The 17,900-nt window shown below is 71.1% G+C and carries 23 protein-coding genes; 6 read left to right on the forward strand and 17 right to left on the reverse strand.

Going from position 1 to position 17,900, the window contains the following annotated elements; all coding sequences use genetic code 11:
* Nucleotides 1-45 precede the first annotated feature (45 nt).
* From ACFXGA_RS00435 to ACFXGA_RS00495, 13 genes are all read right to left on the reverse strand, one after another.
* Entirely contained in the window at nt 46-1,095 is a 1,050-nt protein-coding gene (locus ACFXGA_RS00435) for a bifunctional DNA primase/polymerase (protein WP_378082868.1), read from the reverse strand.
* A gap of 708 nt (nt 1,096-1,803) precedes the next feature.
* Nucleotides 1,804-4,071, reverse strand: coding sequence for a hypothetical protein (locus tag ACFXGA_RS00440; RefSeq protein WP_378082870.1), 2,268 nt, complete (start codon nt 4,069-4,071; stop codon nt 1,804-1,806).
* A gap of 4 nt (nt 4,072-4,075) precedes the next feature.
* Nucleotides 4,076-5,200 (reverse strand): hypothetical protein, encoded by a 1,125-nt coding sequence (locus ACFXGA_RS00445; protein ID WP_378082871.1) that lies wholly within the window; start codon nt 5,198-5,200, stop codon nt 4,076-4,078.
* A complete protein-coding gene (locus tag ACFXGA_RS00450; RefSeq protein WP_378082873.1) occupies nt 5,197-5,472 on the reverse strand; it encodes a hypothetical protein in 276 nt (91 codons plus the stop codon). The genes ACFXGA_RS00445 and ACFXGA_RS00450 overlap by 4 nt, the downstream gene beginning before the upstream one ends.
* Nucleotides 5,469-6,413, reverse strand: a complete 945-nt coding sequence (locus ACFXGA_RS00455; protein ID WP_378082875.1) for a hypothetical protein — start codon at nt 6,411-6,413, stop codon at nt 5,469-5,471. The genes ACFXGA_RS00450 and ACFXGA_RS00455 overlap by 4 nt, the downstream gene beginning before the upstream one ends.
* Nucleotides 6,406-6,576 (reverse strand): hypothetical protein, encoded by a 171-nt coding sequence (locus tag ACFXGA_RS00460; RefSeq protein ID WP_378082877.1) that lies wholly within the window; start codon nt 6,574-6,576, stop codon nt 6,406-6,408. Before ACFXGA_RS00460 ends, ACFXGA_RS00455 begins: the two co-directional genes overlap by 8 nt.
* Before the next feature lie 98 nt (nt 6,577-6,674).
* Nucleotides 6,675-6,887: a hypothetical protein gene (locus tag ACFXGA_RS00465; protein WP_378082879.1), complete on the reverse strand. Its 213-nt coding sequence runs from the start codon at nt 6,885-6,887 to the stop codon at nt 6,675-6,677.
* A 28-nt stretch (nt 6,888-6,915) separates the two neighbouring features.
* A complete protein-coding gene (locus ACFXGA_RS00470) occupies nt 6,916-7,095 on the reverse strand; it encodes a hypothetical protein (RefSeq protein WP_378082881.1) in 180 nt (59 codons plus the stop codon).
* Nucleotides 7,096-7,122: 27 nt separating this feature from the next.
* Entirely contained in the window at nt 7,123-7,284 is a 162-nt protein-coding gene (locus ACFXGA_RS00475) for a hypothetical protein (protein ID WP_378082884.1), read from the reverse strand.
* Between the two features lie 511 nt (nt 7,285-7,795).
* Complete coding sequence (locus ACFXGA_RS00480) at nt 7,796-8,032, reverse strand: hypothetical protein (protein WP_378082886.1); 237 nt, start codon at nt 8,030-8,032, stop codon at nt 7,796-7,798.
* Nucleotides 8,032-8,472, reverse strand: coding sequence for a hypothetical protein (locus tag ACFXGA_RS00485; protein WP_378082889.1), 441 nt, complete (start codon nt 8,470-8,472; stop codon nt 8,032-8,034). Before ACFXGA_RS00485 ends, ACFXGA_RS00480 begins: the two co-directional genes overlap by 1 nt.
* Nucleotides 8,472-8,948 carry a Pycsar system effector family protein gene (locus tag ACFXGA_RS00490; RefSeq protein ID WP_378082890.1) on the reverse strand — a complete coding sequence of 159 codons (477 nt, stop codon included), beginning with the start codon at nt 8,946-8,948 and terminating at the stop codon, nt 8,472-8,474. Before ACFXGA_RS00490 ends, ACFXGA_RS00485 begins: the two co-directional genes overlap by 1 nt.
* Complete coding sequence (locus tag ACFXGA_RS00495; protein ID WP_378082892.1) at nt 8,948-9,337, reverse strand: hypothetical protein; 390 nt, start codon at nt 9,335-9,337, stop codon at nt 8,948-8,950. The genes ACFXGA_RS00490 and ACFXGA_RS00495 overlap by 1 nt, the downstream gene beginning before the upstream one ends.
* 124 nt (nt 9,338-9,461) lie before the next feature.
* Between ACFXGA_RS00495 and ACFXGA_RS00500 the strand changes: the two genes are divergently transcribed.
* The 3 genes from ACFXGA_RS00500 to ACFXGA_RS00510 all read left to right on the forward strand — a co-directional run bounded on the left by ACFXGA_RS00500 (nt 9,462) and on the right by ACFXGA_RS00510 (nt 11,789).
* Nucleotides 9,462-10,301, forward strand: coding sequence for a hypothetical protein (locus ACFXGA_RS00500; RefSeq protein WP_378082894.1), 840 nt, complete (start codon nt 9,462-9,464; stop codon nt 10,299-10,301).
* A gap of 17 nt (nt 10,302-10,318) precedes the next feature.
* Nucleotides 10,319-11,119 carry a protein phosphatase 2C domain-containing protein gene (locus ACFXGA_RS00505; RefSeq protein ID WP_378082896.1) on the forward strand — a complete coding sequence of 267 codons (801 nt, stop codon included), beginning with the start codon at nt 10,319-10,321 and terminating at the stop codon, nt 11,117-11,119.
* 436 nt (nt 11,120-11,555) lie between these two features.
* A complete protein-coding gene (locus ACFXGA_RS00510; RefSeq protein ID WP_378082899.1) occupies nt 11,556-11,789 on the forward strand; it encodes a hypothetical protein in 234 nt (77 codons plus the stop codon).
* A 744-nt stretch (nt 11,790-12,533) separates the two neighbouring features.
* On the opposite strand, the gene ACFXGA_RS00515 is transcribed toward ACFXGA_RS00510, so the two are convergent.
* On the reverse strand, nt 12,534-13,406 hold the full coding sequence (locus tag ACFXGA_RS00515) for an aldo/keto reductase family oxidoreductase (protein WP_378082900.1): 873 nt from the start codon (nt 13,404-13,406) through the stop codon (nt 12,534-12,536).
* Between the two features lie 132 nt (nt 13,407-13,538).
* On the opposite strand from ACFXGA_RS00515, the gene ACFXGA_RS00520 reads away from it, so the two are divergent.
* Nucleotides 13,539-13,976, forward strand: a complete 438-nt coding sequence (locus ACFXGA_RS00520; protein ID WP_378082901.1) for a winged helix-turn-helix transcriptional regulator — start codon at nt 13,539-13,541, stop codon at nt 13,974-13,976.
* Nucleotides 13,977-13,985: 9 nt separating this feature from the next.
* Here ACFXGA_RS00520 and ACFXGA_RS00525 read toward each other — a convergent pair whose 3' ends face one another.
* Together ACFXGA_RS00525 and ACFXGA_RS00530 are read right to left on the reverse strand one after the other, a co-directional pair.
* Nucleotides 13,986-14,732 (reverse strand): class I SAM-dependent methyltransferase, encoded by a 747-nt coding sequence (locus ACFXGA_RS00525; RefSeq protein WP_378082902.1) that lies wholly within the window; start codon nt 14,730-14,732, stop codon nt 13,986-13,988.
* A 103-nt stretch (nt 14,733-14,835) separates the two neighbouring features.
* A complete protein-coding gene (locus tag ACFXGA_RS00530; protein WP_073897285.1) occupies nt 14,836-15,036 on the reverse strand; it encodes a hypothetical protein in 201 nt (66 codons plus the stop codon).
* 242 nt (nt 15,037-15,278) lie between these two features.
* On the opposite strand from ACFXGA_RS00530, the gene ACFXGA_RS00535 reads away from it, so the two are divergent.
* Together ACFXGA_RS00535 and ACFXGA_RS00540 are read left to right on the forward strand one after the other, a co-directional pair.
* Entirely contained in the window at nt 15,279-15,488 is a 210-nt protein-coding gene (locus ACFXGA_RS00535; protein ID WP_378082903.1) for a hypothetical protein, read from the forward strand.
* Between the two features lie 54 nt (nt 15,489-15,542).
* Complete coding sequence (locus tag ACFXGA_RS00540) at nt 15,543-17,354, forward strand: prolyl oligopeptidase family serine peptidase (protein ID WP_378082905.1); 1,812 nt, start codon at nt 15,543-15,545, stop codon at nt 17,352-17,354.
* 49 nt (nt 17,355-17,403) lie between these two features.
* Here the strand turns inward: ACFXGA_RS00540 and ACFXGA_RS00545 are convergent, their stop codons facing one another.
* A complete protein-coding gene (locus ACFXGA_RS00545) occupies nt 17,404-17,886 on the reverse strand; it encodes a Dps family protein (protein ID WP_378082907.1) in 483 nt (160 codons plus the stop codon).
* Nucleotides 17,887-17,900 lie beyond the last annotated feature (14 nt).

Genomic DNA, 17,900 nt, shown 5'->3' on the forward strand with positions numbered 1-17,900 from the left:
CTGGGCACCTTCCTTCTGCGGCACGGTGGGCGCGTTCAGCGGTGGTCATGCGGCGGGGTGTTCCTCGGGCAGGCGGGGTCGGGCGAACCCGGAGGCGAGCACGTAGCGGATCTCCCCGGCAGGCAGCCCGGCGGCGCGGGCGGCGTCGGCAAGCGCGGTCTCGACCCGGTGGCGGTCGATCCATCCGGCCTGGGCCATCCCGGCCAGTCGGGTGGTGGAGCGGAACAGCTTGCGGTTGCGCCCGGAGTCGGGCGGCATCGCGGCCAGCTCCTCGCACGCCGACCGGAGCGCCGCGGCCGCGTAGCGGACCTGGCGGTCCCCGCTCCGGGCGGCGACCGCGACCGGTGCGGGTGCGGGTCGGATCGGTGTGGGGTTGGCGTGGCGGTCGTGGCCGGTGCGCACGAGTTCGTCGGCGAGCCAGTCCGGCAGCGCGACCGGGGTCAGACTGATGGAGGCGCGCCGGTAGCCCCCGGCGGGGGTGGTGGAGCCGGGCAGCACGACGTAGCCGCCGTAAGCCTTGACGTCGATCTGCCAGCCCAGTCCGCTGGTCACCTCGTTGTCGCCGTCGCGGACACGGCCGCTGCTGGACTTCCACCGGCCCGGTTCGGCGGTGTAGATCAGGTGCAGCCCGCCGGACGGGGTCTGAGTGGCCAGGGTGTCCAGGTCGAACGCCCGGCCGCGCAGGCCGGCCAGGGTGGCGTAGGTGTCGATCCCGTCAACGGGCAGCGCGTTCCCGTCCGGCCAGGGCACACCGTGCAGCGGTTGGGCGGGCGGGGTGCCGCCGTGCGCGTCCAGGTCGAGCGCCAGCAGCCCGGACACCCCGAGGTGCACCGCCCACACCGAGGTGCGCCAGCGTCCGGCCCACCGGCCGATGACATTGGTGTCGGTGGTGGCGGCCCACACCCCGTGGCACAGAGCGCCGTCACGGCGGGCCAGGCACGGGCACTGCGCCGCCGCGTGGCCTCCGCCGCCCCGGCAGTCCGGGCAGCCCGCCAACGGGCGTTTGGTGCCGGGGTGCAACGGCAGCACGTGCCAGCCGTGCCGGTCGGCCACCCACAGCGCGACGTCGGCAGCGGTGGCTCGGGTAGTGGTCATGACGACGAGTCCTCTCCGATCGACCGCGACGACAAGCCACGGACGAACACCAGGTGACGGGGCCTTGTGACGACCCCTGAGGCAAGGGACGGCAGGCCCTACTAGCCTCGCGCGGGGTAGTAGGGCTGTGTCGTGGGGTGCGGTCCGGCGGGTTTGGTTCGGCTTTCAAACCCGCCGCGTCCGCAAAACCCGCACCCAAACCCGCACCGCGTCCATGCAGGCCAGGCACCTGCCGACACGTCTGTTGCGGGTTTGCGGGTTTCTTCTCAACTCCGGAGGAAGGGAAGGGTGGTTGTAGTTGCGCGTTGTGGCGTGGCTCTGCAGAGGGCTTTGGGGTTGGCGGTGAGGCCGACGGTGTGGGCGAGGACGGCGAGGTCGCCGGCGATGTGCATGACGGGGTCGCTCATGACCGATCCTTGGTTACCGTGTGTGACGATGCGTGGGCGTGCGGGGGTGGCGCGTGTCGGTGGTGGTGCCGCACGCGTGCCGGGGTCAGGGGTGGTTCAGGGAAGGTTCGGGCAGGGGCGGATCGGGCCGGTTTCCGGGGTTTGCGCTGATGGCGGGGCCGGTGTTGTGGATCTTCCCTGGGTGGTGTCGGTGCTGGTGGCGGCAGGGAAGCAGGGTCAGGGAAGGGATTAGGGGAAAATCCCTGTCCCGGTGGTGGTTCCCTGGTGCTTCCCTGCCGCGCGTTGTGGTGTTCGGGATGGGTCAGGCGTCGTCGTCGGCGATGCCGTGACCCCGTTCGATGTCACGCAGGGTGATGGCTTGGGTGATGTCGTCGGCGCGGATGAGGCTGTCGCCGTCGCTCTTGCGGATGGGTATGTCGGCGTCGCGCAGCGCGGCGGCGAAGGTCTTGGAGGTCCAGTCGCCGTAGTGGGCGGGGTTGTGGTCGGCCAGGGCGCGCAGCACCAGGGCGGTGCGCATCCTCTTGTCGTCGCCCAGGGCGTGGGCGAGGTCGGCGAGGAAGTCCGGTGTGGACGTGTGGTCGTCGGTGTCGTGGCCGGTCGGGGCGGGGACGTGACCGGCGCGCAGTTCCATGGCGCGGGCGGTGATGTCGGTGAGGTCGTCGCGGTCGAGGTAGTAGGCGCGCAGGATGCCGGGTTTGGCCATGATGCCGCGCACCATCGCGGTGCCGACGTCGCCGGGTCCTTCGTCGGTGGCCGGTTCCAGGTCCACGGCGGAGATGCCGGCCTTGTAGCTGCCGGTGCCGAGCACGGCGTCGTTGGACTGCTGGTCGCCGATGGCGAAGCAGGCTTTGCAGGAGGTGACGGCGGTGACCTTGCGGGGCAGGGACTGGGTGGAGGCCTCCGGGGTGGCGAACAGGATGGTGACGGCGTACTTGCGGGCGGTGGAGATCAGTTTCATGACGACGTCGGCGGCCCGTTCGCCGTACTCCTCGTGCATGAACAGGATCTGGCACTCGTCCAGCACCACGATCCGCGGCCGCAACCTCGGGTCGCGTTCGGCCAGCTTGCGGCCGACCGCGCGTTCCCGGTGTTCGCGCAGGGCCTTGCCGCGCGTCTCCAGGTCGGCGTAGAGCGCTTCGAGGGTGTCCAGGCATGCCTTGACCGTCTGGTCGTCGCCGCCGGTGCGCAAGGTGCGCAGCCGCGGGCGCAGCGGGTCGTAGTCGGCGTTCTCGGCGAACACGAACACGTCCACCTCCACCAGCGGGTCCAGCACCGCGCCGGCGACCAGGGTGATGTAGAGGCTGGACTTGCCCGAGCCCATCACGCCGCCGGCGACGTAGTTGCGCTGGAAGTACTGGCCCACGACCTGTTCACCGCGGATGTTGACCCCGATCGGGACACCGGTGAAGTAGTCGGTGGGTCCGGTGGTCTCCAGCAGCGGCCACGGGTCGACCGGTCCCGACAGCGCGCCGGGGTTGGCCACCCACAGGTCCAGGACACCGGCCTGCCCCTTGGGTTCGGACGGCCACACCTCGGCCGGGGTGCGCACCAGGTTGTGCGCCAGCACGGACTTGCGTTTGACGATCTCCTCCACCGGCACGCCCAGCGGCAGCACGAGCTGCATCCGCCAGCCCTTGCCGTCCACGACCGGCGGCTGCACCCACGTCGGGGTGACGCTGCTGCCCCAGCCCTGCTTGAACGCCTGCCGCAACGCGGGCAGCCCGGTCAGGTGCCGCAACGCGGTCAACACCGCCGACTCGTCGGGGATGATGCTGCGCCCGTCGGCGGGCTGCGCCTCGGCGCTGGCCGCCCACATCGGCAGCGTGCCCCGCGACCGGCCCGCCGGGATGGACCGCGCGGCCCAGGTGCCCGCACCGGCCAGCATCCACGCCCACCAGTACGGGCCGACCGGGGACAGCTCCGCCACCGTGGTCCAGAAGTCCACGACGTCGTTCCACCGGTCGGTCAGCGAGCCCGCGCCGATCACGGCCTGCGCCGCGGCGAACCCCAGCAGCAGCACGTGCCCCGACGCCAGCACCACCACGACACCGGCCGACCAGCGCAGCACCTCCACCCGCCGCTCACGGCCGCGCTGGGCCTGACCGGACCGGCGCCGCTCCAACACCTCCTCCAGCTCCCGCAACACCCGGAAGTCGTCGGCTGACTTCGCGTTCACGCGCAGGGTGGTGATGGCCTGTTCGAGGTCCAGGTGGTGGCGACGCGCACGGCGCTCGGCACGCCGGATCCGCGACCCCGCGACCGCGTAGCCGGCGGTGCGCACCACCGCCCGCGCGGCGTTGCGGGTCCGGTCGTGCGTGGCACCGGTGCGCACCACCCGCACCACCGCGCCGGCCGCGTCCCGCACCCGCTGCGCGGCAAGCCGACGGTCCAGCTCCGCCGACTCCGCATCGGTCAGCACCTCGCCGGGGATCGCGGTGTCGCGCACGACCTCCGCACCGGCGGCGGCGCGAGTGTCGGCGCGGGTGGTGTCGGCGCGGCGCAGCGGCACCACGTTGCCGTGGTTGCGGTCATCGTCGTCGTGTCGGTGGTCGTGGGCGGTGGTGCTCATCGGGTCACCTCGCTTCCGGTCGGGTCGGTCGGGCGGGGTCGGTCACGGCGTCACGCAGTTCGCGGGCGTACTCGCTGCCGCAGCGCAGGTGCGCGCGGATGGCGCTGGCCGACGCGGTCGGCGGCAGCTCACCGGCCGCGATCGCGGCCTGCAGTCGGGGCAGCAACTCGGCGGCCCGCGCGGACAGTCGTGCCTGAACGATCGGGGTGTCGGTGGCCTCGGCGGCGATCATCGGCACCACCCCGGTCGCGGTGCCGCCGCGCACTGCCGGTGTCGGGCCACCGGGTGCCCCGTCGGGTGCGCCCCCGGTTGGGGCCGGCGGGGTGTCGGGGCGGGTGCCGGCGGTGTGGTCGAGGTTGGCGAAGCCGTCCCAGATGATCGGCATGACGGTCACCGCGCCGACCGCGACCAGGGGGCCGATCGCGTGGGCCAGCAAGGTCATCGGCGCGAACGTGTCGGCGACCACCGGCAGGTAGGGCCAGACGTTGAGCGTCAACGTCACGCCCAGCGCGCCGAACTCGACCCGGGTCAGGTGGGGGTGGTGCAGGGTGTGGCCGCGGGTGGTGAGGAACGCCTTCGCCCCGACGACCACCAGCAGCACGGCGGAGATGACCGGTTCCACCGCCCACGCGCCCCACCAGGCCGCGCCGCGCTCGATCATGCCGAGGGTGAGGGTGTGGTGCACGCCGGTGGTGGACCAGGCCAACGCGCCGACCAGCGCCACCAGGTCCACGACGGTGAGAACCAGGCGCACCCGCGCCGCCTGCCACGCCCGCGCCATCGGGTTCTGCCCGAGCGCGTGCAGACGCGCGGCCTCACGGCTGCGCTTGAGCGCGCGACGCACCCGCTTGGTGTCCACCAGCAGCGGCGCGGCGTCACCCTGCAACGCCAGCAGGGCGTGCGCTTCGGCCACCTCGGCACGCAGACCGCGCACTCGCCGTGTGTCCGAACCGGCCGACCGCACGTCGCCCACCGCCACGTCGTCGCGGTGCTCGTGGGAGCCGATCGGGCCGGAGCGGTGCACGACCGCGGGGGCCGCGGCGGCGACGTAGCGTTCCACCTCGGCAACGGTCGCGGTGAACGGGTCGGACTCGTCGGGACCAGGGATCGGAAGGGCGGTCGTGCTCATCGGGTCACCTCCTGTCGCCGCAGGTACAGCGGGGGACGGGACAACTGGGTACGGACGGGCCGGCGGGCGGCGCGGCGCAGCAGCACCGCCGACAGCAGCGCCGGGGCACCGACCGCGACCAGCACCACGGTCGGGTCGTCGGCCTGGGTGATCACCGCCCACTGCGCCAAGCCGATCAGCCCGGCGACCATGAGCAGCTTCCACAGCACGATCACCGCGACCAGGGCCAGCGCGGCGGCCAGGAGCAGCAGCGGGGTGGGCACGGCGGTCACCGGGCACCCCCGCACAGCAGCGGGACGGCGGTGACGGTGGGCTGGCCCAGGACCATGCAGCGCAGGTCCAGGTCGTGCGGCACGATCGGCGGACCGCCCAGCAGGGCCGCGCCGACCGCGACCAGGAACACCCGGTTGCACGCGTCGCTGCCCTTCTTGAACCGCGGGGCCTGGTAGAGCAGGTAGGCGGCGGTCCACCACGCCGTCCAATCGCCCTCGGCGGCGGTGGCCAGCACGGTCATGGCCTCCGTGAACAGCACCGGCCGCACGTCGTCGGCGGCGGTGACCGCGTACAGCGGCTCACCGCCGGTCTCCACCTCGGCGGTGCCCCGCCGGGCCGTGACCCGCGCGCCCAACCGCGCCGCCACTTCGCGGGCGGCGTCACCGCGCACGAGCGCGTTGCCGCGCACGGTGCCGCCGGTGACCGGCAGCGCGACCGTGTTGTGCAGCCAGTCGGCGTGGGGTGCCTCGACGGCGAAGCGGCGCAGCGCGGCGTCACCGTAGGCGGCCACGACCCGGCTCGCCGGGGTGTCCTGCCCTCCGACGAACGTGCGGGTGGCGGCGTCCCAGCGCGAACCGCGCCGGAACCGCCCGACCACCCCCAACCGGTCGTAGTTCGGACCCGCCTCGTCCAGCGTGGCCGCGAACCGCTCGACCGCCGGACGGTTGCCCGGGTGGTAGCGGGGGTCGTCGGCGACGGCCGCCAGCGACCGCCGCCACCGCACCGCCGCGTCGTAGGCCGCGTTCAGCGCCGCCATCCGCCCGCCACGGGTCGGGCCGGTCAGGCCGGGGGCCACGTGGTCGTGCACGGTGCGGGCGGCGCGGGCCTGCTCGACGGCGAACGAGCGCACCCGCGCTTCGTCGGCGGTGCCGCGCAACGCCAGGTGCGGCGTCGGGAAGTTCTCCGGCGAGAAGCCGGTGGTGACCAGCGGTTCACTCATCGTCGGCCACCCCCGACAACTGCCGCTCGGCCAGCCGGGCACGGTCGCGCAGGTAGGCCGGGGCGTCGTCCCAGGACCGGCCGGGGTGGGCGGCCTCGTAGCGGGCACGGGCCGCGGGCTCGACCCGCGACACCGCGGTGCGGGGAAAGGTCGTGCGTGACATGCTTGCGCTCTCCTGACCCGCACCCGAGGGTGCGGTGTTGGGGTGGACCGGACCGGCGGCGGTCTCTTTGCCGGAGTGGGCCGCCGGTCCGGGCGAGATCAGTAGTCGAAGCCGTCGTCGTAGTCGTCGTAGTCGTCGTGGTCGTCGTGGTCGGGTTCCTCGTCGTGGACCTCGACCAGTTCGGCGCGGTGGCCGGGGTTGGCCTTGAGGTGGTGGCGCAGGTTGGCGCGCGCGTCGCCGATGTCGGGGACCGTGATGAACGAAGTCCGGCCGCAGTCGCACTGCCAGCCGTACCGGGTGATCCAGGCCATGTGCGTGTCCTCCCTCAGGGAACGGTGGCTACTTCTTCTTGAGGTGCGGGAAGACGTTGAGGGTCTTCGCGCCGCACTGGCAGACCCAGACCTGGAAGGGCTTGCCGATCTTCTTGTCGAAACCGCGCTCCCCGGTGTCGGTGAAGTCGGCGTGTTCGCCCCAGGCCGGGACGCAGCCGCTGTCGCTGTCGGTGTCGGTGTTCTTCATGACGTCGCCTTTCGTGAACGGATGAGGTCAGAGGTGGCGGGCGAGGTGCCAGAGCTGGCACATCTCCCCGCCGCAGGTCACGCCGTCGGACAGGCGTCCCCGGCGCAGCGGTTTGCCGCAGTGGCCGCCCTTGCGGCCGGTCGGCGCGGGGCATCGGGTCGTGGTCCGGGTGATCAGGCTGCGCAACACGGGTGTTCTCCTGACCCGCACCCGAAGGTGCGGTGGTAGTGGGGGGTGGACCGGACCGGCGGCGGTCTCTTTGCCGGAGTGGGCCGCCGGTCCAGGCGGCGTCAGTAGTCGCCGGTGAGTCGGACGGACGCGCCGCACGAGTGCGTGGTCGTGACCACGGCCTCACCGACCTCACCGAGCACCGTGGTCACGGTGGCCTTGCCTTCGACCGTGCGACCGCACGGGCAACGGCCGGTGAGCGTGACCTGGCGGGTGAAAGTGCCGCGGTTCCCGCGGCTGGAACGCGCGAGCTTCGAACTGGCGGACCACGCCATGACATGCCTTTCGCAGACGGGTCGGTCGTCCTGTGCCGTGGCGACCGGGTGACGGGGAGGAACGCGGGTGCCGTTGTCGCCCGCGGCGGCGCGCCTGCCGAGGTGCTCTCGACCGCGAAGTCGATGTCGTGTGCGGGCAGGTGGGAACGGGAACCACACGGTCATGGGAACCGCCGCGCCGAACCGGCCGGTCGTGTTCAGCGCACCGGCCCGTGCGTGTGCGGACCGACGTTGTCGCCGGCCAACGACACGGCCAACGTGGCGTGCACCTGCGCCGCCGCCAACTCCCGCATCACCGTGTCGTGATGGGTGGTGGAATACGCCTCCCACAGCAACTGCCGCGCCCTGAGACGGTGCTCCTCGGCCGTCCACTCCCGCCGAACCTCACGGTCCCGGTGGGCGTGGTAGCGGTCCCCGGTCAGGTAGTCGCCCATCACGCCACCGCCCCCACGACCAGGTCGGCAACCCGTGCCGCCACCTCGGCGGCGGGCAGCTCCACCGCACCGGTGTCCGGGCACAGCGCCACACCCAACACCGCCGCCGCCCGACCGACGGCCTCCCCTGTGAGGTGGTCCCACACCTCCACCCGCGCGGTACCCACCGACGTGGACACCTCGTCCACCGCGACCATCCGCACGTAGCCGCCGATCGGACGCAACTCGACGTGGCCCATGCCCAGCGCCAACGCCACCCGCGCCAACTGCAACACGTCCTGCTCCCACGACGGGCGCGCACGCATCTGCAACGACACCACCGCACCCGTGTCCAACCGCGCGCCGCGACGGAAGTCCACCGCGAACACCTCGTCCAGCGCGTCGCCGTACTCGGCCAACACCGCCGCCGTCACCGCGGCCACCCTCGCCAAGTCGCCCATCACGCCACCGCCACCACGGCCAGCGCCGCCGCCAACAGCACCGAGCTGCACACCAGCGCATCCACCGCCGCCCGAACCCGCCGGTACTTCATCTGCACCCGCACCGACAGCCGCACCACGTCCACCGCCTGCACCCTCACACTCACCTGCCGGTCCAACTCGACCAGCAGGTCCGACGGCTTCCCGGCGAACCCGGCCAGGAACCCGAACCCGGAGGAGTCCTCCCGGCTCAACCACGGACGGACCACGGTCAGCAGGATCACCACACTGACCAGCGCCGGAGCGGTCGCGATCCACAACAGCAACTCCGCGGCGAACGGCAGGCCGCGCGTGGTCAACGCCACCACACCCGCCAGGAACCCGCCGAACAGCGGCAACAACGTCCCCGCCTTGGCATCCGCCCGCCGCATCTGGTCGGCCACCTCAACGTGCGCCGACTCCACCCGCCTCACCACGTGCTCAGCGACCTGGGCCATCACGCCACCCGGCCCGAACCCGACGCGGCCTGCCTCGCGGCACGCCGCGCGGCGTTGCGAGCGGCGTTACGCCGCGCCTTACGACCCTTGCCCTTGCTCCGGCCGAACACCGGAACCGGCATCGCGAGCCCGACCGGCGAAGCCGGCCCACCCGACCGCTCCGCGTCCGCCAACTCGGCCGCGGCCTGGTCCACACCCACACTGCCGTACTTCGGCGTGATCCCCGCCAACGCACGAGCCAGGATCCGCCGGTTACGACGCTCCCGCGCCGAACCGTCCAACAACCCCGACGTCGGCTCCCCCAACGCGATCTCCACCGACACCTGCGCGTCCAACAGCGCCAACGCCGACGGCGTCAAACCGTCCGGGTAGTTGCTCATCGTGTTCACGTGCCCTCCGTCGTACAGGGGGTCTAAACCCTGATCTCGGCCCACAACCCGGTCGGTTGAGGGGGTGTAAACACACCGTAGGACTGCGGTGCGATGGCTGTCAAGGGGGTCTAAACTCAGCTGTATGACGACGTCATCGCCAGACGAGTTCGAGTCCGTGCGGGTGGACCCTGACCCGATCCGACGCGGCAGGCGGGCAGGCGAGTTGATCACCGTGTACCAGCAGCGGGCCGTAGAGCTGGCGCGCCTCCGCAAAGAGGCGATCGAGGAAGCGCGTCGATCCACTGACATGAGTTTCACTGAGATCGCCAACGCGCTTGGAATTACAAAAGGTCGCGTAACTCAGATTCGCAATACCGCACCTGCGCCCGAGCGCGCATTTTTCGGCGTCGGACCCGTAGAGGTGGCGCTGCCTGGCCGACTGATAAGGGAACGCGGTGATGTGGTCATCGCGTCGGAGGACGACACGGCAGGCGCGTACCTGATTGCCGAACTGGAAAAGCTCGCATTCGTCGTCGCCGATCGGGTGGTCATCGACCCTCGCGAAGAGTGGGAACCCAAGGCTGACGCAGTGGTTATCTGCGGCCCGGCGTCGGCCCACATCGGGAATGTATTGATGTCGATCGACCCGGTCCTTACGATGTCCCTAGGGAATAACGTTCAGTGGTACATCGTTGACCAAACGACAGGCAACCGTTTCCTGTCACCGATGGACGAAAAAGATCCAGCAAGAGCAGACCATGCTTACATTGCGCGACACAAGGTGGGGTCTCACGTTGTCGTGCATATCGCAGGACTTCATGCTTTGGGTTCGGTGGGCGCTGTCCACTACCTCATGAGATCACTGCCTGACCTGTATGCGCAGTACGGCGATAAGCAATTCAGCATGGCGATCACGACATCCTTCGACGGGCTGACACCAAAGGAAATCAACGTGCTCGTGCCTCCGCGGGTGTGGTCCTAGCCATGTTTCATGGCGCGATGTTGCCGGGCGGTAGCGGGCCGGGCCAGGATCGTTGGCGGACAGTTGGACGCGCCGCCGTTGTACTGGATGGAGCCTCCAGCTTCACACCTGCGCTCGTTGACGCTGGTGAGTACGTTGACCACCTGATGACGCGCATTGTGCAGCGCTTGCCCCACGACCGTGTGAACCTCCGCCAGGTGGTCGCCGACAGTATCCGCCGAACCGCTGATGAACTTAAGTTGCCCGCCCGAGGCGGTCCGTCATCCACGGTCTTGATAGCAAGCAGCGAATCCGGCCGCCTGAAGGTTCTAGCCCTAGGCGACAGCACAGCTCTCGTCCGCACAACGGATGGCAGCCTTCACCGGGTTACAGATGACCGACTGTCAGCCATAGCAAGCAATCATCGCAAGGCATACCGAGCCCGTCTTAGCTCTGGAACCGGCTACGACGAAATGCACAAGCGAATCCTCCGAGCCCTCCAAGAGGAAGAACTGAAGTGGCGTAACCGTCCCAGTGGATACTGGATTGCAGAGTCGGACCCAGAGGCCGCAAACGAAGCTGTGGAGCGTGATCTTCCCGCCGATGAAGTTGAATGGCTCATCCTCGCCACGGATGGCGCGCAGCGGACGATAGACCATCTAGGAATTCCATGGAACGAAGTCGCACAAATGTCTTCGTCGGAACTGGAAGACCTTCTCAGAGAATTGCACCGGTGGGAAGAGGTGGAAGACCGCGCAGCGACACTACTTCCACGGGCGAAAGTGCACGATGACAAGACGATCGTCGTCTGGCACCCGCTAGTAGGGCACAAGGTTTAGAAGGCCGTCTAGCCACCGCATCGATTGGTCGGGAAGGTCAAGCCCGACGCCTGTGCGATCACTACGAGCCGCTTGCCTGCGCAGGCATACAACCTAGAGTCAACCGTACGGATGGGCTGGCTAGTCAGTCTCGCTGCGCTGTGCTCGTTCACGCAGGGTCTGGCGCAACTTCTCAACATCCCACCGGGCGTGACCGCCCGCCGTCACGAACTCGGGCTCTACAAGTCCGGCACGCCACCAGCGCGCCAACGTCACGCGGTCGATGCCGAGTTCAGCAGCTGCGACGCCGGTCGAGAGGAGCTTCGGGCGGGGTGTCACAGGGTCACTCTGACGGACCAATCGCCTCGAAACACCCCAGGTGAAGCGCTTGTCACTGAACGCCTGCGTCTGCCTCGCTAGACTCGTATGCATCGTTTGCACCGGGCCGGAGGGCACCATGGGTTTCAAGATCACGCCGACCGAGGATCAAGTGGCCCAGGTGTGGGCTTACCTTGCGAGCTGCGTCAACGAGGTCGAGAGCTACCTACGCGACGACGACATCACAGGCGCAAACGCGTTCATGGACCAGGTACTGAACGAGGCGGGCAAGGGCTGCCATGACCTCATCCTGGACACCGCCGCCAAGCTCCGGGGGCAGACAAACTGGCGAACGTTCGTCCCCCGCGAGTAGCCCGCGCCCTGGTTGCGACGACGGGTGCAGAGATCACGCATTTCACGATGCCGCAGACGGTGGGACGCCCCCGCCGTTCGGCTGCACAAACTGAATGTGAAACGCACCGAGCTGCGCTAAAGTGCCAGCTCAGAAAGCGTCTTCCCCGCGCGAGCGTGAGTGGTCCCAGGTTCACGACGATGCCGCCTCCCGGCAGCGGGTCTTCCCCGCGCGAGCGGGGGTGGTCCTTGCACGCGGCGCACCTGCGCCTGGTAGGTGACGTCTTCCCCGCGCGAGCGGGGGTGGTCCGTACGTCGGCCCCGTGGCGAAGGCCGTCGGCGTGTCTTCCCCGCGCAGCGGGGGTGGTCCGGGCACGCTCCAGCTCGCCGCCGCGCGGCACAGATCGTCTTCCACCCGCGGGAGCGGGGGTGGTCCTGGGGTACGGGTGCCGCCGCCGTCATCCAGCCAGTCTTCCCTGCGCGAGCGGGGGGTGGTCTGCCGCTCGGCTGGTTACAGCAGCGCGCCGGGTCGGTGAACCGCTGGGAGAAACCTGGGAGAAGCACTGGCAATCGAGCACTCCGGGTGCTCGCACAGACCAACGACGCCCGACGCCTCTACCAGCAGCTTTGGTTACGGACCCAGGTCGGTGCAGTTGCCGTACCTAGTTCGGGACGAAGAGGTCGCAGGTTCAAATCCTGTCACCCCGACAGATCAGGTCAGGCCCACCGGGAGTTCCCGGTGGGCCTGATTCGTCTTTCCGCCCGGTCAGCGGCCGATGGTGTCCAGGTCGGCCAGGTCCTCGGGGGTCAGGGCGAGCCCGGCGCCGGAGAGGTTCTCGCGCAGGTGCGCGGTCGAGGACGTGCCCGGGATCAGCAGGATGTTCGGCGATCGGTGGAGCAGCCACGCCAGTGCGACGGACGCCGGTGTCGCGTGCAGGCGGGCGGCGACCGTCGACAGGGTCTCGGACTGGAGGGGTGTGAAGCCGCCCAGGGGGAAGAACGGGACGTAGGCGATGCCGTCGGTGGCGAGTCGGTCGATCAGGTCGTCGTCGTGGCGGTGGGCGAGGTTGTACAGGTTCTGCACGCACGCGATCGGGGCGATGGCCCGGGCCTCGGCGACCTGCTCCCCGGTGGCGTTGCTGACGCCGAGGTGGCGGATCAGGCCCTCTTGGCGGAGTTCGGCGAGCGTTCCGAACGCCTCGGCGAGCGGGCCGGGGCGGGGGCCTTCGGCGTCGCCGAGCCGGAGGTTGACCACGTCCAGCACGTCGAGGCCGAGGGACCTGAGGTTGTCGTGGACCTGGCGGCGCAGGTCTTCGGGGCGTCGGGCGACGGGCCAGCCGCCCCGGTCGTCGCGGGTGGCGCCCACCTTGGTGGCGATGCGCAGCGACTCGGGGTAGGGGTGCAGCGCCTCGCGGATCAGTTCGTTGGTGACCCGCGGTCCGTAGGCGTCGCTGGTGTCGATGTGGGTGATGCCGAGGTCGACCGCTTCCCGCAGCACGGCGATCGCGCCGTCGCGGTCGGCGGGCGGGCCCATGACGCCGGGACCGGCCAGGCGCATCGCGCCGTAGCCGAACCGGGTGACGGTCAGGTCGCCCAGGGTCCAGTCGCCGCCGGGGAGGGACGGGGTCGGGGTGCTCATCCTGCTGCCTTTCGTCGTGCGTCGCGGGGGTGGCGCGTGCCGCCCCCGTCCGTCAGCATTGGAGAGCAGCTTCCTGTTGGGAAGTAGGCACCTGAAAGTGCGTAACACACCTGTCGGGGAGAGGCGTGGGCCGTGGCGACCACGAAGGCGGCCGAGCGGAGGGCTCGGGCGAAGGTGGAGTACAACGCGTTCCTGGCGGCCTGCCCGAGCCGGCGGTTGCTCGACCGGATCTCGGACAAGTGGGTCGTCCTGGTCCTGTGCGCGCTGGGCGGCGACCACGGCGGCGGGTCGGGTGGACGGCCGGCGGGCGTGCCGAGGGCCCTGCGCTACTCGGAGCTCTCCCGCCTGCTGGCCGGGGTCAGCCAGAAGATGCTGACCCAGACGCTGCGGTCGTTGGAGCACGACGGCCTGCTGACCCGCACCGTGACGCCGACCGTGCCCGTCACCGTCTCCTACGAGCTGACCGACCTGGGCCTGTCGCTGCACCACGTGACGCGCGGCCTCCGGGAGTGGGCGCAGGCGCACATGGCCGACGTGCTCGCGCACCGGGAGGGGCACGGCACGGCCTGATCGACCGCGTCACGACGTCCGGCGGGCCTTCCAGATCTCCTCGCTCGGCCACTGCCTCGCCCACTCGGACGACACCTCGTCGTACTCGCGCTCGGCGGGGGTGGGCGCCTGGAGTTCGATCAGGTCTTCGACGGTGAACCCGCCGGCGCGCAGCAGCCGCAGCATCTCGCCGTGCGGGAGGGTGAACTCGGTGGACGTGCCGTGGTCGACGCGGCGCAGGCCGAACTGCGGGCGGCGCAGGGTGGTGGACGCCGTGCCGCCGGGGCGGGCGCACAGGGCGAACAGCGGTGAGCGGCTCAGGAAGACCAGGTGGCCGCCGGGGCGCAGCAGGCGGGCGGCTTCGGGGATCCAGCGGTACGGGTCGCACCACAGGGACGCGCCGTACTCGCTGATCGCCAGGTCGAAGGTGGCGTCGTCGCGCGGGACGCGTTGGGCGTCGCCCTCGATCAGGGGGAACTCCAGGCCGAACTCGGCCTGCATGGCGCGGGCGGTGTCGAGTTGGCGGGTCGAGATGTCGATGCCGACGGGGCGGGCGCCGAGGCGGGCGAGCCACGCCGAGACGTAGGCGGTGCCGCAGCCGAGTTCGATCACGTCCAGGCCGGTCACGTCCGGCAGGGCGCGGACCTCGGACTCGGGGGTGGCCCACAGGCCCCAGCGGGGTTCGGTGCGCGCCCAGTGGGCGCGGGCCAGGGGGCCGTGCGCCGCGGCGGCGCTGTCCTCCCAGTGGCGGCGGTTGAGTTCCGTGTGGTCGGTCATCCGCCCAGTGCAGCGGCCGGGCGGCGGGGCCGGCCACCGGTTTTCCGGCACGCGCGGGGGGCCGGGAGGGTCCGCTGCCCCTCCCGGCCCGGCCGGCCGGGCGTCACTTCACGTGCGGTCGCAGCTCCGCGAGGCGCCGGAGGAGTTCGCCGACCTCGTTCCAGTCGAGCTTCGCGGACTCGCCGGGCGGGGTGTGGATGCAGACGTTGCCCTCCTCGGTGAGCGACACCTCCAGCGTCCGCCGACGACCCAGGGCGTCGACGCACCCGACGCGACCGCCCTGCCGAACCGTGTTCTCGATCATCGGTCAGACCTCCCCTGCCGCACCAACGCTGTATCCCGTGATTCGTTCGGACCAACGCGGGCGTTACGAACTACTCCTCGCTGTTTCCTAATTGCCACCTTCGACCTTCCGGCGAGCTTTCGTCACGTTCCGTTAACCCGATCGGGTGGAAGTTGCCGATTGACGTCACGGTGCGTAACAACCGGCGGTCTTCGTCCGACGACGAGTCGACGCCCGTCACCGCCCAGCAGGGAGATGTGCCCATGACCACCACCACCGCCCACGGCTGGGTCCCCGTCGTCGCCTGGACCCAGGTCGCCCTCGGCCTCGCCGGGATCGTCGCGTTCGCCACCAGCACCACCGCGGGCGTCGCCGTCGCCGGGGCGGTGGCGCTCGTCGCGCTGGTCCACCGCGCCCTGCGCCGCGCGTCGGCCGACCTGGACCGGATCCTGGACGAGGAGCTGGGCCGCTGAGCCGGGCGCCGGACTACCGCCTGGTCACCGCGGGGAAGCCGGCAGGATCGGGGTGTGACGACGCACCCGACCGCCGAAGTGCCCGAGCCGCTGTTCGCCGACGCCGAGGCCGAAGCCCGCTGGCGTGCCCGCTTCACGGCGCCGCGCGTGAGCCTGCCCGGCTGGGCCGACGACGCCCCCGACCGCAGCCTGTACCTGTCGAACTCGAGCGGCGTGTGGGAGATCTACGCCTGGGACCGGGCCACCGACACCCACCGCAGGGTCACCGACCGCCCGAACGGCACGTCGCACGGCGCGCTCAGCCCGGACGGCGAGACGATCTGGTGGTTCGACGACACCGACGGCGACGAGTTCGGCACGTGGGTGGGCGAGCCGTTCCGGCCGGGCGGCGGGCCGAAACCCGCCGTGGAGGGCGTGCCGCCCGGCTACCCGGCGGGCCTGGAGATCGGGCACCGCGTCGTCGCGGTCGGCACGTCCACCGACGACGGCACGACCGTGTACGTGTCGCGGGACGGCGGGCCGGCCGAGGTGATCTACGCGCACGAGAACGACGGCGGCGTGTCGGCGCTGTCCAAGGACGAGACGCTGGTGGTGCTGTCGCACTCGGAGCACGGCGACAACCGGCACTCCGCGCTGCGCGTCGTCACGCCGTCGGGCGAGAAGGTCGCGGAGAAGTGGGACGGGCCGGGCAAGGGCCTGGACGCGATCGCGTTCAGCCCGGTGCGCGGCGACAACCGGCTGCTGGTCGGGCACGAGCGGCGCGGCCGGGAGGAGCTGCTGATCTGGGACGTCGCGGCGGACACCGAGACCGAGATCGTGATCGACCTGCCCGGCGAGATCAGCGCCGACTGGTACCCGGACGCGCGGTCGCTGCTGGTCGTGCACACGTTCCGGGCGCGCAACACGCTGCACCGGTACGACCTGGAGACCGGGGTCCTGCACGCCCTGGACACCCCGCACGGCACGGTGGGCAGCGCGAACGTGCGCCCGGACGGCGCGGTGGAGTACTCGTGGTCCTCGGCCGCGCGGCCGGGCGTGGTGCGGGTGCTGGACGCGGACGGCGACGAGCGCGTCCTGCTGGAGCCGCCCGGCCACAAGGCCCCGCCGTCGGTGGACCTGACCGACGTGTTCGTGGGCGAGGTGCACGCCCTGGTCGCGCGGCCGGCCGGCGCGCCCGACGGTCCCCTGCCGACGGTGTTCCACCTGCACGGCGGGCCGCACTCGGCGGACGAGGACCGGTTCTCCGCCTACCGGGCGGTGTGGCTGGACGCCGGGTTCGCCGTGGTGCACGTGAACTACCGGGGTTCCACCGGGTACGGCTCGACGTGGCGGGACGCGATCGAGGGCCGGCCGGGGCTGACCGAGCTGGAGGACGTGGCCGCGGTGCACGACTGGGCCGTCGGCTCCGGGTTCGCCGACCCGGCGCGGTGCGTGGTCAACGGCGCGTCGTGGGGCGGGTACCTGTCGCTGCTGGCGCTCGGCACGCAGCCGGAGCGGTGGGCGGCCGGGGTGGCGGGCGTGCCGGTGGCCGACTACCTGGCCGCCTACGAGGACGAGATGGAGCCGCTGCGGGCGTTCGACCGGGCGTTGTTCGGCGGGTCGCCGGAGGAGGTGCCGGACCGGTACCGCGAGTGCTCGCCGTTGACGTACGTGGACGCCGTGCGCGCGCCGGTGCTGGTGCTGGCGGGCGAGAACGACCCGCGCTGCCCGATCCGGCAGATCGACAACTACCTCGACCGGCTGGCGGCGCGCGGCGCGGCCTACGAGGTGTACCGGTACGACGCCGGGCACGGGTCGCTGGTCGTGGCCGAGACGATCCGGCAGACGGCCGCCGAGGTCGGGTTCGTGCGGCGCGTGCTGCCCTAGCACCGCCGACCGGGGCCACCGGGCGCGCCGGTGGCCCCGCGGGGCGCGGTCAGGCCTGCTGCGCCTGCCACATCCAGTGGGCCTGCTCGAGGTTCTTCGTGATCTCGATCAGCAGGTCCTGGGTGACGAGGTCGGACTTGTCGGTCTCGTCCACGCGCTTGCGCAGCCGCTGGATCAGCTCGCCCAGCGCGGTGACGACCGCCGTGACGACCTCGTCCTCCTTGAGCCAGCCGCCGGGGAACTCCGGCACGCCGGAGCCCTCGGCCACCGTCTTCGCCTTGCCGTCCGGCGAGATGCCCAGCGCGGCGGCGCGTTCGGCGACCTCGTCGGTGTAGGTGCGGGCGGTCGAGACCAGCTCGTCGAGCTGGAGGTGGACGCTGCGGAAGTTCTTGCCGACCACGTTCCAGTGCGCCTGCTTGGCCACCAGGGACAGGTCGATCAAGTCCACCAGGGTGGCCTGGAGCACCGCCCCGACCGACGCCTTGTCCGACTCGGTCAGCGGGCTGGTGATCGGGGACTTCTGAGTGCTCATGGGTCTGACGCCTC

The organism is Actinosynnema sp. NPDC059335, from assembly GCF_042752395.1.
Lineage (GTDB): Bacteria > Actinomycetota > Actinomycetes > Mycobacteriales > Pseudonocardiaceae > Actinosynnema.

Excerpts from the sequence above, each read along its gene's own strand:
- ACFXGA_RS00525 (WP_378082902.1), bottom strand. The coding sequence starts at position 14,732 with ATGACCGACCACACGGAACTCAACCGCCGCCACTGGGAGGACAGCGCC.
- ACFXGA_RS00460 (WP_378082877.1), bottom strand. The coding sequence starts at position 6,576 with ATGTCACGCACGACCTTTCCCCGCACCGCGGTGTCGCGGGTCGAGCCC.
- ACFXGA_RS00455 (WP_378082875.1), bottom strand. The coding sequence starts at position 6,413 with ATGAGTGAACCGCTGGTCACCACCGGCTTCTCGCCGGAGAACTTCCCG.
- ACFXGA_RS00510 (WP_378082899.1), top strand. The coding sequence starts at position 11,556 with ATGGGTTTCAAGATCACGCCGACCGAGGATCAAGTGGCCCAGGTGTGG.
- ACFXGA_RS00465 (WP_378082879.1), bottom strand. The coding sequence starts at position 6,887 with ATGGCCTGGATCACCCGGTACGGCTGGCAGTGCGACTGCGGCCGGACT.
- ACFXGA_RS00440 (WP_378082870.1), bottom strand. The coding sequence starts at position 4,071 with ATGAGCACCACCGCCCACGACCACCGACACGACGACGATGACCGCAAC.
- ACFXGA_RS00490 (WP_378082890.1), bottom strand. The coding sequence starts at position 8,948 with ATGGCCCAGGTCGCTGAGCACGTGGTGAGGCGGGTGGAGTCGGCGCAC.
- ACFXGA_RS00505 (WP_378082896.1), top strand. The coding sequence starts at position 10,319 with ATGTTGCCGGGCGGTAGCGGGCCGGGCCAGGATCGTTGGCGGACAGTT.
- ACFXGA_RS00480 (WP_378082886.1), bottom strand. The coding sequence starts at position 8,032 with ATGGGCGACTACCTGACCGGGGACCGCTACCACGCCCACCGGGACCGT.
- ACFXGA_RS00535 (WP_378082903.1), top strand. The coding sequence starts at position 15,279 with ATGACCACCACCACCGCCCACGGCTGGGTCCCCGTCGTCGCCTGGACC.
- ACFXGA_RS00545 (WP_378082907.1), bottom strand. The coding sequence starts at position 17,886 with ATGAGCACTCAGAAGTCCCCGATCACCAGCCCGCTGACCGAGTCGGAC.
- ACFXGA_RS00500 (WP_378082894.1), top strand. The coding sequence starts at position 9,462 with ATGACGACGTCATCGCCAGACGAGTTCGAGTCCGTGCGGGTGGACCCT.
- ACFXGA_RS00445 (WP_378082871.1), bottom strand. The coding sequence starts at position 5,200 with ATGAGCACGACCGCCCTTCCGATCCCTGGTCCCGACGAGTCCGACCCG.
- ACFXGA_RS00485 (WP_378082889.1), bottom strand. The coding sequence starts at position 8,472 with ATGGGCGACTTGGCGAGGGTGGCCGCGGTGACGGCGGCGGTGTTGGCC.
- ACFXGA_RS00435 (WP_378082868.1), bottom strand. The coding sequence starts at position 1,095 with ATGACCACTACCCGAGCCACCGCTGCCGACGTCGCGCTGTGGGTGGCC.
- ACFXGA_RS00470 (WP_378082881.1), bottom strand. The coding sequence starts at position 7,095 with ATGAAGAACACCGACACCGACAGCGACAGCGGCTGCGTCCCGGCCTGG.
- ACFXGA_RS00515 (WP_378082900.1), bottom strand. The coding sequence starts at position 13,406 with ATGAGCACCCCGACCCCGTCCCTCCCCGGCGGCGACTGGACCCTGGGC.
- ACFXGA_RS00530 (WP_073897285.1), bottom strand. The coding sequence starts at position 15,036 with ATGATCGAGAACACGGTTCGGCAGGGCGGTCGCGTCGGGTGCGTCGAC.